Source organism: Shimazuella sp. NTD248, assembly GCF_059510395.1.
Map to the genome: position 1 here is coordinate 22,720 of NZ_JCAJZT010000002.1, position 18,658 is coordinate 41,377.

The following is an 18,658-nucleotide window of genomic DNA, read 5'->3' on the forward strand; positions in this document are numbered from 1 at the left end:
TATAAAACTCTAGTATGGGTGAATAAAAACAAATGCAAAGCTATAAAAACCCCGTGGTTTCGCAAGTCTAACCATTTATGATAAAATTGTGTAGTCTAATGGTTAAATAAAAACGTCTGGAACTCTTCATCAGAGAACCAGACGTTTTCCTTATTTGCGGTCGACTAATTTCACCATAAGGTCAGCCATAACACGCTGCTGATTTTCATCCGCAACATCCCACAATTCCTTCAACAAACGCTCTTGTTCGTTTTTAGGATCTACGTCTTTTGCAAGATAGTCTCCGATTTCATAAGCAAGATCATGTATGGTCGCTTTGTCCATTCCAAGACTAGATGCTTGGTCCACACGATCTTGTAAAAATTTTTTCCATTCATCAAAGTTGTGTAGTACAGACATGATTGGTTTCCCTCCTAAAGTAAGTAACATTCTAAAGATAATATCACCACTTCTAAGAGGAATTATGCGTACGTCCTATAGGAAAGTCTGTTTCTTGCCAAGTGCAACAATCAACATAGACTTCAAAAATTCTTCTACTCTCACTAGTCCTAGGGTCCTTAATATTTTCTAATCTTGAGACTTTCTTTTATCTAGTACATACCACCATTTTGGTGTATCACTTGTCCAGTTATATAGGATGTTTCTTGTTGACACAAAAATACAACTGTTGCAGCAATTTCAAATGGATTTCCTAATCTACCCATTGGAATTTCTTCTGCTAAATCTTGTATTTCTTCTTTTGTAAGTTGTTGTCTTAAAAGTTTCGTATCTACTGCTCCAGGTGCAACTGCATTTACTGTGATACCTGATAAAGCAACTTCTTTTGCAAGAGCTTTCGTCATTCCATGAAGAGCGGATTTTGCTGTTGAGTATAAAACTTCTGTTGCTCCACCAACTGATCCCCATATCGAAGAGACGAATATAATTCTTCCCCATCTTTCCTGCAATTGATGCGGCAATGTAGTTCGTGCAAGAAGAAAAGCTCCTTTTACATGCACATCCATCAAACGATGATATTGTTCTGTACTCGAATCTTGGAAGAGACTTACTTCTGTGTGTCCCGCTGCATGTACTAATATTGTTGGTTTTCCCAATGAATAGTAAATGGATTTATATACTTTTTTCACATCTACTTCTTTTGTAACATCAAGCTTAAAAGCATGAGCATCCACACCATTATCACGACATTGTTGAACCACTTCAATTGCTTTTGTTTGATTTCGATTATAACAAACAGCTACATCTACCCCTGCCCCAGCTAATTGAGTAGCAATAGCAGCTCCAATTCCTCCACTAGCACCTGTTACCCATGCAATTTTTTTATCTGCTGACATCTATTTTGGCAATACCAAAGAGACCGCAAATTGTTCAGGTTGAAAATGACTTCTCAATCTTTCATTTACATCATCCAAAGTCAATTTTTCTAATGTAGGAATAATATCAAATAAATCAGCATCCTGAAAGCGATAGCTCGTAAACTGATTGGCAATCCACTCTAAGGAATTTAAAGAACGAAGACTTGCACCAATCCGTTTCTTTTGAATCCGATTGAATTCTTCTTGTGTTACACCAACGGAAAGGCGACGAGGAACCTCCTCTTGAATACGTTTAATTAACTCTTCAGGATGATGCGTATCTCCACCAAACATCGTAAAACCATATCCTTGCTCTAGTGAGTAATCAAAACCAAAAGTATCATCAATAATGCCATCATCATATAGAGATTGATAAAAATCGGAAGAAGTACTAAACATCGCATCTAAACAAATTTGAGTTGCCAGCTCTTGCTTTAAACGTTCTTCACCAATGCGATTTACTTCTGTATTTTTTTCCTTATAACCCATTAAACATTTTGGAGTTTGTACACTCAAATTCATGATTTTTTTTGCATCGGAAACTTCATTGGATTCTTCTGGATAAAATCTATCAATTTTCGACGGTGGATCGAATTTTTTTGCCGACTGATTCTCACGAATCAATTGCATCGTTTTTTCAGCTTCAATACCTCCCACTACAAACAACAACATATTACTTGGATGATAAAAAGTATGGTAACAATCATATAGTGTTTCTTTTGTAATTTTACTGATTGACTCAACCGTTCCCGCTATATCAATTTTAACTGGGTGATTTTGATAAAACGCTTCGATCAACCCAAAATAAGATCGCCAGTCTGGATTGTCATCATACATCTTGATCTCTTGGCCAATGATTCCTTTTTCTTTTTCTACATTTTGATCTGTAAAATAAGGTTCCTGAACAAAATCTAGGAGCGTTAACAAGTTTTCTACCGTGTGGTCTGTACAGGAAAACAAGTAAGCAGTACGAGTAAAACTCGTAAAAGCATTTGCTGCAGCACCTTGTCTTGCAAACTGTTGGAACACATCTTCTCCTGATTCTTGTTCAAACATCTTATGCTCAAGAAAATGAGCAATCCCATCTGGCACTTGATGTTTCTCTTGTCCTTCTCTTTGAAAGGTATTGTCAATAGACCCATATTTGGTAGTAAAGGTTGCATATGTCTTTTGGAAACCGGGTTTAGGCAATAAATACACCTGTAGACCATTTGATAATTGCTCATAATACAATGTTTCTTTCAATTGAGGATGATCTAACTTTTTCACTGTTTTTCCCCCTCTTCTCCACGCAAAGAATATATCGTGTCCAATTCAACCTTTTCTGCTACTTTTTTGATATCTTCTTTGGTCACGGCATTAATTTTTTGCAACAGTTCTTCTAATGTACGAGATTTCCCACTTAAGACAGATTGAAAATGAAAACCGATTAATTCAAAGGATCTATCTTGTCCCTCTCGCAGTTGATTGGAAAGTGTTGCTTTGGTTTGTTCTAATTCCCTATCTGTAATTTCGCCATTTTTCATAGCGGTTAATTGTTCTTTTATGATTTCAATCGCACGTTCTAAATTCTTTTCTTCAATACCGCTTTGAATGAACAAAAGCCCTTTATGGCTTTCAATAGATGAAGAACAATAGTAAGCTAAACTTTCTTTTTCTCGGACGTTCATAAATAATTTGGAGTGAGCAAAACCACCAAGGATACCATTGTACATGAGTAGAACAGGGTAATCTTCATCTCGAATCGATATCTGCGTACGACATCCCATATTTAGTTTACCTTGATTGACATCTAATCGATCAACTGCCATTTTTACCTTGTCGACATGATGAGAAACGGTTGCGAATGGAACTTCTGCTCTTGTCGCCTTTTGCATCTTATCATCGAAGTATTTCGCAAATAATGTTTTTACTTCTTCACTATCCACATCTCCTACGCAATAAAGATCGATAGGGGAGCGATCAAGTATTTCATGGTAATGATCGTAAAGTGATTTGGCATCAATTGCCGCAATATCTTCAGCATTTCCATATGTATAGAGAGAATAAGGTTCCCCTTCGCACATCGTTTGTACACATCGTTCAGCAGCATAACGAATTTTATCGTCTTGTAAACTATCTATTCTTTGTTTTAAATTTTTCTTCTCTGCTTCCACAAAAGCAGGATGAAATTGATTATTTTCTGCAAAAGGATCTAGTATAATCTCACAAAATAAGCGGATTCCTTCTTCCAATAAAGATGGCGCATCTTGTAAATAGGCCTCATTGGCTAAATCCATTCCGAACTGAATTACTTGTCGTTCTCCTCGTTTAAATACATCTCCAAATGAACCGGCACCATATAATTCGTTGAGTTTTTGTCGCAAGGCAACAGTAGTAGGATAAGAACGAGTTCCTCTACTTAAAACATTCGGCAATAGGGCATTTTTTGTTACCGAATCGGATTGCAGTTCATTGGTAATAAATGCGGACAATGTAGTCGTCTTGAATTTATCACTCGGACAAATATGAAGTCGAATATTTCCTAATGATACAGTTTGAAAAGTTGCAAAAGTCATGCATACACCTCTTTCATATGTTTCACCTAATTTACATCCCTTAAAAACCTTAGTAACGATCATCCACTAAGTTTCTATCGATTATAAAGAAGTGGGCACCTTTATTTTACCGCTTATAATCTGTTGTTTGTAGTCCTCTAATTTCTTAATGACACGCTGATCGACAATTTTTTGGTCAACTTACGGTTAGCAAATTCTATTCTCTTTAAAAGTAATAGCTACGACATTTTTCGGTATTTTTCCTCCTAAATTGCTATCCATCAACCAAATTTTTGATCTGAGATTTGATTCGCTATATCTGTAAGTGCTTTATCCAGCTTAAATTCTATCTTCCAAGTATAACTTTGGTGATCCACCTCTTATTACTCTCCCTCCTGCACAAAAACATATATTTCTAGTCTGTGTAGGAAAAATTTTTTCAACCATTTTTTCTTACTTTCATAAAAAAAAAGACACCTTCAGGCTTAAATGTGTCTTTCTTGTTTTCTAGTTGATTTGTTCTGAATTGGTATTAGCATTACCATTTTGTTGTTGTTTCCACTCTTCTAGCGAAAGACGAACTTCTCTAGGTTTACTGCCTTCATACGGGCCAACAATTCCATTTTGCTCCATCGTATCGATTAATCTAGCTGCTCGAGAATAACCTATTCTCAACCTTCTTTGGAGTAAAGAAACAGATGCGGTTTTTGCTTCTACTACTAGTTGTACAGCTTCTAAATATAAATTGTCTTGAGGATCGTCTACTTGTTTTCCTTCTGCTGAAGTAGGAATCATTTCTTGTACATATTTTGCTTCTTGTTGACCTTTCACAAAAGAAACAACTTGCTCCACTTCCTCATCGGATAAATATGTACCTTGCAGTCGAACTGGTTTAGGAGCTCCTACTGGTAAGTAAAGCATATCTCCTCTTCCTAGTAGTTTTTCTGCTCCTCCCATATCTAGGATCGTTCGCGAATCTGTCTGCGCAGATACAGCAAAGGCAATACGAGAAGGGATATTCGCTTTGATCACACCAGTGATAACATCAACTGATGGCCTTTGTGTTGCAATGATCAAATGAATTCCCGCAGCCCTGGCCATTTGTGCTAAACGGCAAATCGCATCTTCCACATCACCTGGTGCCACCATCATAAGATCAGCAAGCTCATCTACAATCACAACAATATAAGGTAACTTAGGCTGTCCACCCTTTTCTTGCGCTACTAAAGTATTATACCTTTCAATATCCCTAGCACCAATGTTCGCAAACATCTCATATCGCTTTTCCATTTCTTTAACTACTTTTTTTAGGGCAATAGCTGCTCTACGCGGATCAGTGACAACTGGTGCAAGAAGATGTGGAATTCCATTGTAAATGTTGAGTTCCACCATTTTTGGATCAATCATCATCAGCTTTACTTCATCTGGTTTTGCCTTATAGAGCAGACTCACAATAATACCATTGATACACACACTTTTTCCTGAACCTGTTGCCCCAGCAACTAATAAGTGCGGCATTTTAGATAGAACCGCGACATTAGGGTCTCCTGAAATATCTCTACCAAGAGAGATAGTCAATTTTGAATCTGATGTTTGATATTCATCACTTTCGATGATGTCACGCAGACCAACCATCGCAACTTCTGTATTAGGCACTTCAATACCAATTGCTGATTTTCCAGGTATCGGAGCTTCGATCCGAATATCTTTTGCAGCTAGTACTAAGGCCAAGTCATCCGCAAGATTTACAATTCTACTTACTTTTACTCCTACTTGCGGTTGAATTTCATATCGAGTCACAGCTGGTCCACGGTGAATATGGATTACTCTCGCGGAAACACCAAAACTCTCTAATGTATGTACCAATTTTTCTGCATTTTTATTAAGATCATGCTTATCTGCTATCGGTGTTTTTTTCTGTTGTTCCAAGATGTTTATCGGAGGAAGCTGATAATGTTCATTGGCTGATTCCATCTGAAATGGAACCTCTGCCTGTTCCTCTTCTTTCAATGTATTTACTGGCTTTAGAGATTCTTTTTTTGTTCCCATTTTTAATGTTAATTGTTCGCGTGATTCTTCAACTGGTTCTTTTTTCAGAGCAGACTCTTCAAAATCAAAGATAGTAGGTTTTACCTCTTCGTTCTCTTCGATAATTGGATCTTTTGTCACGCTTCCAATCGGTGTTACTTTGCGGCGTCTTTTATTTTTTTCATTTTGTTCTGTTTTATAATAAGTAGCTAAAAACGTAGCTAGTTTTGTCTTCCAAGCAGCTTTTTTACCGTCCCAAAACTTACTTATATGATGAAAAAATTTCACATAGGAAAAACCCGTTACAAGTAAAAAACCACACAAAAATAATGCACAAAGTGCCACAACAGTTCCGATACTTTCAAATAAAAAATAAAAAAGAGCAAAGATCACTCCGCCAATCATCCCACCACCTACATCTGTTGGCAGGCGCGATTCCCGTTCTGCTAATAGCAGATTCCAAGTCTTATCGATAATTGACCCATGAAACCCTTGGGCAATCAGCAATTGAAACGTAAAGTAGTGGGAGAATGCTAAAAGCGAAAGGAGAACAATAACAATACCAGTCATACGAGGCGACCAATCATTTGGCCATCTGCGCTTCAACATCACATAAAAACCTAAACCCACTCCAATTAAAGGAATGAGAAAATCATAGGACCCTACAAAAAAGCGTGCCAAGTATGTTAAATTCCTACCGATCGCTCCTAAACTTGCCATAGCAATAATCGATAATGCCAGAATCGTTATACCATATATTTCAAATAATAATTCTCGCTTGAATTTTTCTGTACGAGGCGTACTTATTGGTTTCGTTGCTTTTTTCGCCATTTCATCCAACTCCCTGTAACCTTTCACCAGCATTATAACATGGATCATGGTGTCAAGTGAGTTTTTTTGGGAATTTATTGGTTAGATCTGGAAATAATTTGAGTTCTTTAATTCTACAATTGAAAAAATAAATCTTTGGATCTGATTAAACATCCATTTATTTCATTTGATCTAAATACCTTCAATTTTATTTTTTATGCCTTAGGTCATAAACCCTGAACGCGCGGTGTAATGGTCCTACCGAACTGAATTTATTGACTGTGAAAAAATCACATTTCCAGGCTGAAACCGAGGATCAAGAAAATGAGCTGGATCAGGACTTAGTAACCGAACTACTCGCATAGCATCTCCATCTTGCTGAACCAAAAGTCTCACACCATCCACAATCGTTTCATGAATTGGGGGAACCTCAGTGGTGAGATCTTGGAATACGATTTCCTCAGGAAGAAGTGTCCAATGAAGCATCAATGCTTCCTCCTTTTCGCTCTTTTATCAGCCGATTTAGCTCACTCATTGCATCCGAAATACCACCAACTCGATCAATGAGCCCCATTCTCACTGCATCTTTTCCCACCACATTCGTTCCAATATCTCTCGCAAGTTCACCAGTACGAAACATCAAATCACGTAGCTTCTCTTCTGTCACCTTCGAATGACTAGAAATAAACCGAATCACCCGATCTTGCATTTTTTCTAGGTACTCAAAGGTCTGTGGAACCCCAATTACCAAACCTGTTAAGCGTATTGGGTGGATAGTCATTGTTGCTGTTTCTGCTATAAAAGAATATAACGCATAATTTATACAGCAAATAACACATAAGGCTTGTATATTTTTTATCCACTTTTCCATCATGAAATTCTTTAAATGCTCTTTAATCGTCATTTGCTCACTACAAGCATCTATTCAATTCTGTATATTCTTCTATATTTATATTTCTTTTCAACATAAAGCAGCGAGAAAATTAGATTAGGAAGTAATCCATTTGGAATAAGTTAAAAAAATACTTCCCCTCTTCTTTTTTCATTCTTCATCTCCTTTTGTTTTATTTGGTTTCCAATTGCTATAAAGCTACTAACATAGATAATATATCGTCAAAATATAGAGATGTGACATTGAAAAAAGGAAATGAGGAATTTAAGTAGTATTCTTATTAGCAAGGAAAATATGAATCATTTTCCATCTCATACAGTATCTTTTAGAAAAATGATCAATGAAGGAGATAAAGAAATGGAAATAAATTTCGATGCTTTAAATCCTGAGCAATTAACAAAAGAGTTAGAAGAAGTGCATAAAAAGCTAATAGTCTTAGATCCTAGTTATAAAGGAAGCTCTTTCTATAATGAGATAGAGGAACAAATCCATGAACGAAAGATGATGGAAAATGCTAGAAAGATTGTTGATGAGATAGATGAAATATTAAACTCACAACATGGGAAACACCCTCTATCACAGAATATCAAAAAAACATGCAGAACTTATCGAGTAGAACTGATTATTTTCATGAAACAGTTAAAACAGTTAGAGCCTACAGTAGAAGAGCCGCCTGATTTAAGTGCAGATGAAAAACGACTAATGAGAGGTCTTTATTATCTGAGAGCAAAGCTAATGGTAAAAAAATTGGATGCACTTCTTAGTAAATAAAAAAACATTAAAATACTTACAGTTTTAAACCATAAGCATTCTAATTACAAGGAGTTTAAAAACTCTTTGCTTGGATGATTTTTTTATATATTTTCTCCAAAACAACCCAAATCTGTTCCTTTTTCATCAAAAAAACGCTTAGCTGGTATAAAAAGTACCTGCATGAATCGTCAATTTTTAAGTAGGATGGCACGATATCTTATAATGTCAGTTCTATGGTTCTTACTTTTTTGAGTTCTGTTTACTATACATTACCTTAATTTTTTCTAGTAAAAAATGTGCTGAAACTCCTTTTTAATATAAGGCGAGAGACAACGTTATACAAGTAAAACTAGATGACATAAGCCATTTTTATATGGCTTCTTCTTTTGAAGTCTATCCTTTGACACTTCATACGGCTAAAGCCATAGGATTTTTGGGACTGTAGTCTTATGACTCCTTCATTACCAAGCTACCCCCGTGAGCCCCACCGTTGAATTGTACAGTATAGAATAGATTTACTGCTTGATTTTCGCATTTCAGTAGTATTCATTATGTGTAATTGGTAATAATTTACCAATAGAATGTATGTTTGTAAAAATATTTTTCTGAAAAATGTGTTGAACAAGAGAGGGATGAAACCCTCTCTTGTTCAACGCTCGTTATCATCCTACTATTTAAACTGTGGGTTTTCTCACTCGCAAATCTATAAACTCATACTGATCTGTGAAAATCAATAATTTCATTTCCTATGTTCCCCACCCCAAATCTTTCAGCTTTTTTCATCTTGATTGATCCCTTCCATGAAAACTCATACAATCTTTACTTGTTACAGCTTTTACAAAAATTTCACTTTGGATTTTTCAAAAAATACTATACTCATCGTCAAAATACTTCTTCCCTATTTTAAGAGCACCCAACTCCAGACCAAGGGGGGTTAAAACCAACTGAATGATAAAAGAAAGTTGCAACTGTACCTCTAATTACACTTAAATGTATCTGCTCCGAGACCGCACTTTTTTTGACGTTGGAGATATCATACACACTAGGGAATTGAGGGATTCCCTCAACGAACAATGCCCCAGTATACCGGGGCATTGTTCTCCATTAACGTATCCGAAACTAAACGGCAACAACTTTATTAGATTTGCTGGCATGTATTGGGTTGCGACCAAACAACTCACTCCGTGCTCGCTTTCAGCGCCTCGCTCATGGATATTTTCGCGAGTTTCCTCCCACATAGCCGTTTGGTCACTTCGTACACGGCGAAAATCACTACAAAACTTATCAGAACATACCATGGGTTCACAATCATGGGCATCACAACGTTGATCTGTTCCCCGAGATAACCGTACAGGGTGTTCCCGACAGCCAGCATTAAGGGGAGTCCGAGCCAGAAACCAATAAACACTACTGGCGTGGAACTGTTGAGAAGCAACTTCGCAACCTCTTTTCCGCGATAGCCGAATACCTTCATCAGAGATATCGTGCTGCGGCTTTCCTCAATCATCATCGACGTTACAAGAAAGATAATGATTGCCCCAGTAAGACTTGCGACGATGGTGATAAGCACTACTGATCCCGTCATTGTCATGGATGTAGATGTATCAGCCATTTCATCAAGTTTACTCATGTCTTTTACTCCAGCAAGCAGATTTCCATCAATATTAAGCTTATTTTTGCTTAGCACCCCGATATAGCTTCCCGGTTTGTTACCGCTTATACGGTTGAGCTCATCAAGGGGCATATAGATATATTGTCCGGAGTAGGTATCCGCGATCCCGCCTATCTTCAAACTGAATGATTTTCCGTCCACTTTGCTAATGATGTTAATGGTATCACCCACCTTTAGCCCCAGCCTGTTTGCCAAAAGATATGTGATATTTACCTGATTCTTTGGCAACTTGTTGCCGTTCGAGTCACGTATAGTAACACCGATGGAGCCTGGTTCCAAGCCCATAACATAAAACTCCGCCTTTTCGTTCCCCTTGGGATAACTGCGAATTGCATTGAACGGCTCACTGCCTTTCGGAACAGCTCCATGCTGTATTTCTTTGAAAGCATACTCCATGGGAAAATACCTATCGGTTCCGGCGCTGTCCATCAAAACATGAAACGAATTGTTGACAGTAAAGCCAATCAGCATCAGCATCGATGCGGCGCTAACACCCAGTAGTAAAAACAACAAACGAGGTATGCTGCGTATCTGCTCGCGTAGTTTGAATTTAGTAGCAAATTTAAACCGCTCCAGCCGGAGTCCGCGTTCAAGGAAATTCACCTTCGCTTTTTGTTCGTCGCCTTTCATCAACTCTGCCGCAGATTTCCTTAGCACTCTGCGTAGGACGAAATAGCTCGAAAGACTCAGCAAAGCCATAGGCATCAGCACTCCCAGTGCCATGCTCAATGGAGGGAAGGATAAGCCTGTTACAGGCACATTGTAAGAAGATGTCAGAAGATCGATGACGGGTCCTACAACCGGCAGAGCAAGCAGTGTACCTGCAAGACCGCCTGCAGCGGACAGCAGAACCGGGATCGCCATATAATGCCGAACCAGTTCACCCCTGCGATATCCCTGTGCGTATAGCATACCAATGACTACGCTGTCTGATTTGACCATACGCAGAATCATCACACCGAGAATAAGACAGCATAACAGGAAAACAGACACTGCCACGGGAGCGCCCAAGGTATTTGCACCTTCAATGCTCCCTCGCACCATAGCGATGCGTGCGTTAGTATCGGCATTCAACCATTCGGAAAGGGAATAGCCTTTTTTGGTTAAGAGCCCATACAGATTGGCAGCCTTTGCTTTTACATTCTCCCTGTCCTTCATGTATGCCGAATATACCGTGGTCGCCTCCGGGAACGCCTTAAAATCCGCGTCGGAAATAAGACCGATACCAAAACCGTTAGGAGGTAATGTGTCATAAACGTTCTTTAGTATATAAATATAATTGGGTATAGCTACCGTGCCAACTATATTGAATATTTTTCCGTTCAGCTTCATTTGATCGCCTATCTTCAGCCCATGCATCTGACAAAATTTCGGATCGAGCAAAATGTCCCCCGGTTTATTCAAACCATGTCCTGATGTTATCGCCGGGATATTGACCTTTATGCCAGGGCTGAGAATACGCAGTTCCCCATTAGGCACTTTTACGTCGTATAGCCGGTAAGTGTCGATCAGCGCACCGGATTCTCTTTCCAGCTCCGCAATATTTTCCAGTGGTTTGTTTGACTTGAATGTAATGTCTTCCTGCTTGTTTTTTTCGGTAAAGTCGGTGACCAGATTTCCTAAGCTACTGCCTACTCCCGAAGCTCCGATAAAATAAAAGCTCCCCAAAAATATCAAGATAAAAATACCGATATATCGACCTTTGTTTTCCTTTAGGATACGCCATACGCGTTTTCGCAGGGCCATTACCATTCAATCCTTTCCGCAGGGATAAGCTCGGAATTGTACCCAACTTCCGCAATTTCGCCGCTTCTCAGCCGGAATACGGCGTGCGCCATGCCGGCGATAGCGCTGTTGTGGGTAATCATCAGGATGGTCGTACCAAACTGCACATTTACTTTTTGGAGCAATGACAGCACATCCCGTGAGGTCTCGAGATCCAGCGCTCCGGTGGGCTCATCGCAGAGTAAGAGCTTTGGATTTTTGACGATGGCTCGTGCGATCGACACGCGCTGCTGCTCGCCTCCGGAAAGTTCCCGGGGGAAACGGTTCTTTTTATCGGAAAGTCCGACAGCAGACAGCACCTCATCTATTTGAAACGGGTTTTTACTGATGTTCGACACAACCTCGATATTTTCGGCTATCGTGAGGTTCGGCACAAGGTTGTAAAACTGAAAGATGAAGCCCACGCTCTCCCGGCGGTATTCAACCAGTTGCTTATCATTTAAATCTGTAACATGCTCTCCGTCAACTTCGACCGTACCGCCGTCCGCCCAGTCCACGCCGCCTATAATGTTCATCAGCGTAGATTTACCCGAACCAGAGGGGCCTAAAATTACTCCGATTTGTCCTCTTTCCATCTCCAAACTCACATCTTTGAGTACATGGGTAATAATCCCTGTGTTATAGCTTTTCGTAAGGTTTGATACTGATAAAAACATCCTAACACCCCATTTTGATTTCTATTTAGTATCACTCAGTATTAATATATAGCAATACCGAGTAGTTGATTGTGTCAATATCAATATTGTAATAAATTGATGAATCATTATAATTCAGATACAAAGATCACCCAATGAATCCCATTCCAACTGAAATGTAATCAATATTGTAAATTCTTCTAAATCATGCATGGCAAACCTCGCGTTGAAATAAGTGATCGAGCCGCCTCCAATCACACCAATTTTGAGGGTTTCCATGATTTCGTCGATGGTTGCCTGGCGTTTAAACTGCCCTTCATGTGATAGCAAATGAATTCATCCCAGAGGCTGACTATTGGTATGGTTAAGTATCCTTATCCTAAATGGCGTTTAAATTGTTTATTGGCAAAGAAGTAAGCGATCACCATGATGCCAACACACCAGGCAAGTGCAATCCAGATACCGTTGCCAACAGATCCTCCATACAAGAGGGCACGAATCGTATTCACGATTGAAGTCACCGGCTGGTTCTCAGCGAACACACGGACAATTTTAGGCATGGTTTCGGTGGGAACAAAGGCCGAACTGATAAACGGCAGGAAAATCAGCGGATACGAGTAGGCTGTAGCTCCTTCCATAGACTTCGCTGTCAATCCGGGAATGACCGCCAGCCATGTCAATGCCAGCGTAAACAGCCCAAGTATCCCAGCTACCGCGAGCCAATCCAGAATATCAGCGCTGGAACGGAAACCCATCAAGAGCGCGATGAGGATAACCACTACAACAGTAAGCGCATTAGAAACAAGTGAGGTCAACACGTGAGCCCACAATATCGACGAGCGCTTGATGGGCATGGTAATGAAACGCGCCATCAACCCACTCTTTACATCATTAAACAGCCGCAGGGAAGTGTAAGCGACACCGGATGCAATAGCCATCAGCAAGATTCCCGGCAATAAATAATTGACATAGTTGTCTGTACCTGTCTTTATGGCACCGCCAAATACGTAGACAAACAGCAGCATCATCATAATCGGAGTAATCGCCACCGTGATAATTGTATCCGGGCTGCGCATGATGTTGCGCATTAAACGACCTAGTAATACCCCTGTTTTGTTTTTCATTTACATGTCCTCCTTTTTGCCGATGATCGCGAGGAAAATTTCCTCCAATGTCGGCTGCTTTTCGATGTACTCCACTTTTGCTGGCGGGAACATCTCTTTGAGTTCGGCAAGAGTACCGGTCGTGATGATTTTTCCGCCATGCAGGATAGCGATACGATCCGCCAGTTGTTCAGCTTCCTCCAAATACTGGGTCGTCAGCAAGATGGTTGTACCGCCGCCGGCAAGCTCCTTGACGGTATCCCAGACTTCAATTCGCGCTTCGGGGTCAAGCCCTGTTGTCGGTTCATCGAGAAAAATGACTGCTGGCTTCCCAATCAGGCTCATTGCGATGTCAAGCCGGCGCTTCATCCCACCGGAATATTGATCCGCCCGCCGGTTCGCTGCATCAGTCAGGCTGAATCTTGCCAGCAGATTGTCGGCGACTTGTGCGGGATTGGAAACTCCCCGCAATTTGGCGATCATTATCAAGTTTTCCCTTCCAGTGAGCATGCCGTCTAAAGCTGCGAACTGTCCTGTCAAGCTGATACTCTGGCGAACATGATCTGGTTGACGCTGAACGTCAAAACCGCAAATACCTACTTCCCCTCCATCAGGCTTCATCAGTGTCGAGAGGATGTTGACTATCGTCGTCTTGCCCGCTCCATTAGAACCCAGCAGTGCAAAAATTTCGCCACTCCTCACCTCAAAATTCACTCCCTTTAAAACTTCCTTGTCTTTAAAGGATTTTTTTAACCTTTTTACAGAAATCGCTGGATTGTTCATACTTTTTTCCTCCTTAAAAACTAAGTTAGATTGCCTATATTCTCCTATTCAGTCTGACTGATAATCTGTATCACTTATTACTAAGTTAAAAATATAACTGAATAGCGAATGCAGTAATTCTCGCTTCTACCCAGCTAATCAGTCTGTATTATTTATTGAATTTACTTTTTTTCTTTTCGCTTCCCGATACTCTGATTCAAATCTTCGCGATACTTGTCTCTCCAAGTTTTCTCATCCTTCACTAGATCGTCGCAGAAAGCGGCCACGTCCTCACCCGTGAGGTCAGTGACTTTCTTTCCTTCGGCTACTCCTACCTCGAAAAGATCGAGAATACCGCCAAAGATGCGACTACAGTCCTTCCAGTCAGTGAGACCGCCAGAGTAATTCATATATTTTTGGATAGCTTTGTAAGCGTTGTGGTACTCATTTGGAAGTGCCTTCGCACGTGCCTCCATCGCCCTCCATTCCCTTTTGTCATCCAGACTTCCAATAATTTTTTCAAAAAAATTCATTTTACTACTCTCCTTTTGATTTATTTTCTCCTAATAGTTTTTGGTGAATCACGCTATTAAGTATCACTAATTACATGTATATAGTAACACCAAGTAGCAAAGGGTGTCAACTTTTTTTAAAAATATTTTTGCACCTTAGTTGTTATCCATGCTCATCCAATTTTATTATTCGGAGTATGACAACTTGAAAACATCATAATACAGATGAATCAATGCTTCGCATACTATTTCCTTATCTATCTACAATCCATATGAGCAACAAAATAAAGCCATCAAACCCTTTCATGGACATCCATTTTTATAAGATATATTGAAATTGGATAGTTACAAGTACCAATTATCTCTTTTATTTCTTTAATCGAGCTCATTTATGTCATTAGTTCCCCAATATAAACATTAGACGTATATCATTTCCTTATTTTACAAAGTCTACTGTTTACAGGGGGTTTTAAATTGAAGGATAATGTTATAGCAGTAATTGAAAAAAAAGATTGTATCTATGAATTAATACAAGGAAATACACATAAAACCTATGAGATTGAACTTTACGATGCTTTAGCTAACGCTGTATTTAAGAACTTAAACCTCTCCCAATCAATAGATGAAACATTAAGCCGCTGAGACAAGCGGCTATATTTATGCTTGGGAAATATCTTGCTTTTATATCGCTGTTTCAATATTATAATGCATATATGATACAGCAATATAAAAAGATACAGCGATAATATAAAGGTGATAAATCTATGCGAAGTAAACCGAAATCATCCAAAGAAGACTACAAAATAACAAACATTATTAACTATGTTCGTAAATCTCGACGAGATGAAGAAAGAGAAAAGAGAACTGGCGAAGATACATTAGAAGAACAAAAAATGCTCATGTGCCGGGTTCTTGATGATCTTGGAATACCTTATGATCAATTTTTAGAAATTGGTTCTGGTGACAGCATTGCCAATCGTCCTGTTTTTCAGCAAGTACTCCAACTGCTACGAGAAGGTAAATATGATACGATAGCAGTCAAAGAAATTAGCCGTCTTGGCCGTGGTAGTTATGAGGATACAGGTCTTATTATGGATTTACTTCAAGAGAAAAGGATTTATATTATTACTCCCTATCGAACCTATGACCCCAATAATTCAAGCGATGCTAGACAAATTCGTTTTGAGCTTTTTATGGCAAGAGAAGAATATGAACAGATTAAAGAACGGATGGTAGGAGCACGTTATAGCTATGCTATGCAAGGAAAATGGATGACTGGCTCTGTTCCCTTCGGATATTATTTAAACTCAAGAACACAAAGATTAGAGATTGATGAGGATCAAGCTAAAGTTGTAAGATTGATTTTTGATCTTTACATCAATGGGATTGAAAGTAGAAAAGTAGGTTTTAAGGCTATATCCAATTACTTGAGCAAATTAGGGATTAAAACTCCCAAAGGATATGACAAATGGGATACTCACCAATTAAAAAGGATGGTTACAAATCCTGTATACATTGGTCACGTTCGTTTTAGTCAAACGGAACGAAGAAAAGGAAGGATTATTGCCCGTCCAAAAGAGGAACATATCTATGTTGAAGAAGCGCATGAACCAATCGTTGATATGGAAGTCTTTTACGAGGCGCAAACAAGGATTAGTAGCCCTCGAAGCATACCACCACATAATGGAAAAGAGTTTCCAGTTGCTGAACTCACAGCTTTAATGGTATGCAACGTCTGTGAAAAAAAACTTGTTATTAATCGATCAAAACGTCGTCATAAGAAAAAAGATGGAGAAGTATCGGTTTACTTTGATTATTATCTAAGATGCCGAAACGGCTGTTTGACTACAAGGTATGAACCAATTGAAGAAAAAGTGGTCGGTTTGCTTGAGTATTTTCATGAGATTGATAACAGTACCTTAGAACAAGCACTTCATGGTCTAATCGAAAAGAAATCAAAAGAAAATTTCACACATGCTCAAAGAAAAGAAGATATACTGAATCAAATTAAGTCTAAAACTAAGGAACTCGAAAAAAGAAGAGATTTTATTTTTACAAAATACGAAAATGGTATCTATGATGATCAGACTTTTATTGAGCGAAGATCAGCTATTGAATCTGAGCTACAAGAATTAAAGACAATGGAGGAAAGTTGGTATAGTAACGTTGAAGAAACTGCCAGTACCTACGAATCCCCATTAGACATAGAAATTGTAAAAGATAATTTCACCAAGATATTAACAATCTACAAAAACACAAAAAGTCCTCAAATGAAAAACGAAATTCTCCATTCTCTATTCCATGATATTAAATTAACGATATTAGAGAAAGGCAATGTGAGTAAGTCAGCTAAAGTAAAACTATCCCCTCGGTTTAAACATGTGATCACGGAAAAATTAAACATAAAGAACACCTTGGAAAAAGCCTAAATCTATAGGCTTTTTCTTTGCTGTTTATATTATGCTATAAAAGAAACATCAGCGGAAACCGCAATTGGAGCGCCTATGCTATGTCCACCACCTAATACGATGGAGACCGTTGGTTTGCTCATGGTGGCGATCATCTCAGAAATGGCTAATCCTGCTTCTACATCTCCACCAACCGTATTTAAGATCAGTACTACTCCTTCGATTTTTGAATTCTGTTCTGCGGCGACAATTTGAGGAATGACATGCTCATATTTGGTTGTTTTGTTTTGTGGCGGCATTACTAAATGTCCTTCGATTTGCCCAATGATGGGCAAGCAGAAAATATTTGATTCCATTTGTGGTACATTGGTCTGCCCTAACTGCTGTATTGCTTGGACCACGTTTTTCTTTTTCGCATCTTCTTGGATTTCTGGTTCATCATTCATTAGCAAAATCCACCTTTCTATGTTTTCCTTAGTATGAACCAAACAAAAAGAAACTCATCCTAATTTTCAGGATGAGTTTCTTTTCTTGCTAAAAGATAGGCAATGCTAAAGCAAACGATGACAAAACTAGCAACTGCATGATTTAGATCATTTCCCGCTGTTTCTGGTAATGTTCCAGGCTTTGTCTTAGGATCTGGAGTTTCTTCTGATGACACTGCGACTTGGTCGGTTGGAATACTTTTCTTGTTGGTTTGTGTATTGATGTCACTGTCTTTAGTTGCTCCAGAAACAGATTTGTTTTGAATCGTTTGTTTGTCTGGTTGAACATTTCCAGCAGATGCGGTTACTTTTTGTTCCTCAGCAGATGAAGTCGTAGAATTTGAAGAATCATTATTTGATTTAGATGAGGTCATAGCCGTTTTCTGATTGGATGGAGGAGGTGATTCAGATGTTTTTTGCTTAGATGTGGATTTTGATTCGGTCGGTTCTGATTTATGTTCGTTCGATTGCTTCTCATGATTGCTTTTTTCCGAACCTTTTGATTCCTCTTCCTTATGTTTTGTAATAGAAGTACCTTCTTTAATTGGCTCATCAATTGGTAACGTCTCTTTTACTGTTGGTTCATCAATTGGAGGTTTTTGCGGTGATAATTCAGATGTTTTTATTTCTGACTGTTTTATAGAAGGTTCAACTTGATCGACATGTGACTGTGCCGAAGGTTCATCTAATGGAGATGAACTTGGAGGCAATTCCTTAATACCAAAAGCAAACGCGCTTCCTATCCCTGTTGTTAACCCGATTAGGCTAGCAAATAAAATTATTAAAATAGCATTACCTTTTTTGTAAGTTTGCTTTGGAATGGGTTTGACCTCTTTTTTGGGTTGTAAAGCATCAACTCGAAATCCTTCTAAAGATTTTTTGGGATCCATCTACATCCCTCCTTTCGGAGCTATTCTAATA

General features: G+C 38.9%; 16 protein-coding genes and 2 pseudogenes. 3 read left to right on the forward strand and 15 right to left on the reverse strand.

Features of this window, described 5'->3' with window-relative positions:
* Positions 1-150: 150 nt before the first annotated feature.
* The 7 genes and pseudogenes from AC5WOE_RS04650 to AC5WOE_RS04680 all read right to left on the reverse strand — a co-directional run.
* Positions 151-399 (reverse strand): DUF3243 domain-containing protein, encoded by a 249-nt coding sequence (locus tag AC5WOE_RS04650; protein WP_496049858.1) that lies wholly within the window; start codon positions 397-399, stop codon positions 151-153.
* A gap of 191 nt (positions 400-590) precedes the next feature.
* The gene (gene ymfI, locus AC5WOE_RS04655; RefSeq protein ID WP_496049857.1) at positions 591-1,334 is read right to left on the reverse strand and encodes an elongation factor P 5-aminopentanone reductase; all 744 of its coding nucleotides are present in this window, start codon (positions 1,332-1,334) and stop codon (positions 591-593) included.
* Positions 1,335-2,624 (reverse strand): EF-P 5-aminopentanol modification-associated protein YfmH, encoded by a 1,290-nt coding sequence (gene yfmH / locus AC5WOE_RS04660; protein WP_496049856.1) that lies wholly within the window; start codon positions 2,622-2,624, stop codon positions 1,335-1,337. It lies immediately after the preceding gene.
* A complete protein-coding gene (gene yfmF, locus AC5WOE_RS04665) occupies positions 2,621-3,913 on the reverse strand; it encodes an EF-P 5-aminopentanol modification-associated protein YfmF (protein ID WP_496052048.1) in 1,293 nt (430 codons plus the stop codon). The genes yfmH and yfmF overlap by 4 nt, the downstream gene beginning before the upstream one ends.
* Before the next feature lie 486 nt (positions 3,914-4,399).
* Entirely contained in the window at positions 4,400-6,751 is a 2,352-nt protein-coding gene (locus AC5WOE_RS04670; protein ID WP_496049854.1) for an FtsK/SpoIIIE family DNA translocase, read from the reverse strand.
* A gap of 237 nt (positions 6,752-6,988) precedes the next feature.
* Positions 6,989-7,216 (reverse strand): YlzJ-like family protein, encoded by a 228-nt coding sequence (locus tag AC5WOE_RS04675; RefSeq protein WP_496049853.1) that lies wholly within the window; start codon positions 7,214-7,216, stop codon positions 6,989-6,991.
* Positions 7,191-7,538: pseudogene (locus AC5WOE_RS04680) on the reverse strand (ClpP family protease); the annotation flags it as partial. The gene AC5WOE_RS04675 and the pseudogene AC5WOE_RS04680, both read right to left, overlap by 26 nt.
* A gap of 441 nt (positions 7,539-7,979) precedes the next feature.
* On the opposite strand from AC5WOE_RS04680, the gene AC5WOE_RS04685 reads away from it, so the two are divergent.
* Positions 7,980-8,393 (forward strand): hypothetical protein, encoded by a 414-nt coding sequence (locus tag AC5WOE_RS04685; RefSeq protein WP_496049852.1) that lies wholly within the window; start codon positions 7,980-7,982, stop codon positions 8,391-8,393.
* Positions 8,394-9,552: 1,159 nt separating this feature from the next.
* On the opposite strand, the gene AC5WOE_RS04690 is transcribed toward AC5WOE_RS04685, so the two are convergent.
* The 6 genes from AC5WOE_RS04690 to AC5WOE_RS04715 all read right to left on the reverse strand — a co-directional run bounded on the left by AC5WOE_RS04690 (position 9,553) and on the right by AC5WOE_RS04715 (position 14,865).
* Entirely contained in the window at positions 9,553-11,793 is a 2,241-nt protein-coding gene (locus AC5WOE_RS04690) for an ABC transporter permease (protein WP_496049851.1), read from the reverse strand.
* Positions 11,793-12,488, reverse strand: a complete 696-nt coding sequence (locus AC5WOE_RS04695; RefSeq protein ID WP_496052049.1) for an ABC transporter ATP-binding protein — start codon at positions 12,486-12,488, stop codon at positions 11,793-11,795. The genes AC5WOE_RS04690 and AC5WOE_RS04695 overlap by 1 nt, the downstream gene beginning before the upstream one ends.
* 114 nt (positions 12,489-12,602) lie before the next feature.
* Positions 12,603-12,797: a hypothetical protein gene (locus AC5WOE_RS04700; RefSeq protein ID WP_496052050.1), complete on the reverse strand. Its 195-nt coding sequence runs from the start codon at positions 12,795-12,797 to the stop codon at positions 12,603-12,605.
* A 44-nt stretch (positions 12,798-12,841) separates the two neighbouring features.
* Complete coding sequence (locus tag AC5WOE_RS04705) at positions 12,842-13,591, reverse strand: ABC transporter permease (protein ID WP_496049848.1); 750 nt, start codon at positions 13,589-13,591, stop codon at positions 12,842-12,844.
* Positions 13,592-14,353: an ABC transporter ATP-binding protein gene (locus AC5WOE_RS04710; RefSeq protein ID WP_496049847.1), complete on the reverse strand. Its 762-nt coding sequence runs from the start codon at positions 14,351-14,353 to the stop codon at positions 13,592-13,594.
* Between the two features lie 161 nt (positions 14,354-14,514).
* Positions 14,515-14,865, reverse strand: a complete 351-nt coding sequence (locus AC5WOE_RS04715) for a DUF1048 domain-containing protein (RefSeq protein WP_496049846.1) — start codon at positions 14,863-14,865, stop codon at positions 14,515-14,517.
* A 453-nt stretch (positions 14,866-15,318) separates the two neighbouring features.
* On the opposite strand from AC5WOE_RS04715, the gene AC5WOE_RS04720 reads away from it, so the two are divergent.
* Positions 15,319-15,486: a hypothetical protein gene (locus tag AC5WOE_RS04720; protein WP_496049845.1), complete on the forward strand. Its 168-nt coding sequence runs from the start codon at positions 15,319-15,321 to the stop codon at positions 15,484-15,486.
* Between the two features lie 122 nt (positions 15,487-15,608).
* Positions 15,609-17,273 carry a recombinase family protein gene (locus AC5WOE_RS04725; protein WP_496052051.1) on the forward strand — a complete coding sequence of 555 codons (1,665 nt, stop codon included), beginning with the start codon at positions 15,609-15,611 and terminating at the stop codon, positions 17,271-17,273.
* Between the two features lie 32 nt (positions 17,274-17,305).
* On the opposite strand, the pseudogene AC5WOE_RS04730 reads toward AC5WOE_RS04725, so the two are convergent.
* Positions 17,306-17,698: pseudogene (locus tag AC5WOE_RS04730) on the reverse strand (ClpP family protease); the annotation flags it as partial.
* 59 nt (positions 17,699-17,757) lie between these two features.
* Positions 17,758-18,627: a hypothetical protein gene (locus AC5WOE_RS04735; protein ID WP_496052052.1), complete on the reverse strand. Its 870-nt coding sequence runs from the start codon at positions 18,625-18,627 to the stop codon at positions 17,758-17,760.
* Positions 18,628-18,658 lie beyond the last annotated feature (31 nt).